1 protein-coding gene is annotated in these 787 nt (G+C 49.4%); it reads left to right on the top strand.

The window, feature by feature from the left end; translation table 11 throughout:
- Positions 1 to 716, top strand: a 716-nt coding sequence (locus RUMCAL_RS04035; protein ID WP_040646904.1) for a DNA-methyltransferase, incomplete at its 5' end; no start/stop codon positions are given.
- Between the last annotated feature and the right edge of the window lie 71 nt (positions 717 to 787).

Here is a 787-nt window from a genome sequence, read left to right as displayed (position 1 = left end):
ATGTATCTGCTCTCATGGGTGACACCAAGGCAAATCTCATTCTGACCGATCCTCCCTATGGCGTTTCGTTTAAGAGTGCCAGCGGTTTGACCATACAGAATGACAGCATGAAGAACGAGGAGTTTTATACATTTCTGCTGTCCTCCTTTCAGCGAATGGCGGAGCATCTGGAAAAAGGCGGCTCTGCCTATGTATTCCATGCAGACACCGAAGGGCTGAATTTCAGAAAAGCTTTCATTGACGCCGGATTTCATCTTGCAGGCTGCTGCATCTGGGTAAAGGATAGTCTTGTTCTGGGTCGCTCTGATTATCAGTGGCAGCACGAACCTGTGCTGTATGGCTTTATGCAGAATGGCAAGCATCACTGGTATTCCGACCGCAAGCAGACAACCATCTGGAACTTTGATAAGCCGAAACGCAATGCCAATCATCCTACCTCCAAGCCGCTGGATTTGCTTGGCTATCCCATTGGCAATTCCACGCAGGAAAATGGCGTGGTAATGGACACCTTTGGCGGCAGCGGTTCTACTTTGATGGCTTGCGAACAAATGAACCGCATCTGCTACACCATGGAATTGGATGAAAAATATGCCTCGGTGATTCTTCGCCGGTATGTGGAAGATACGGGAAATGCCGATGGTGTGTATGTCAAGCGGGATGGGAAGCAGATCGCATATTCTGAACTGGTGAAAGAGGTGGAAAAGCCTGATGAATAAACCGCTTACCCTTGGCAGCCTCTTTGACGGCAGCGGTGGTTTTCCACTTGCCGGACTGCTGACAGGCATTG

Origin of the sequence: Ruminococcus callidus ATCC 27760 (genome assembly GCF_000468015.1) — a bacterium.
GTDB lineage: Bacteria > Bacillota > Clostridia > Oscillospirales > Ruminococcaceae > Ruminococcus_C > Ruminococcus_C callidus.
This window is presented reverse-complemented; position numbering and strand designations above follow the sequence as displayed.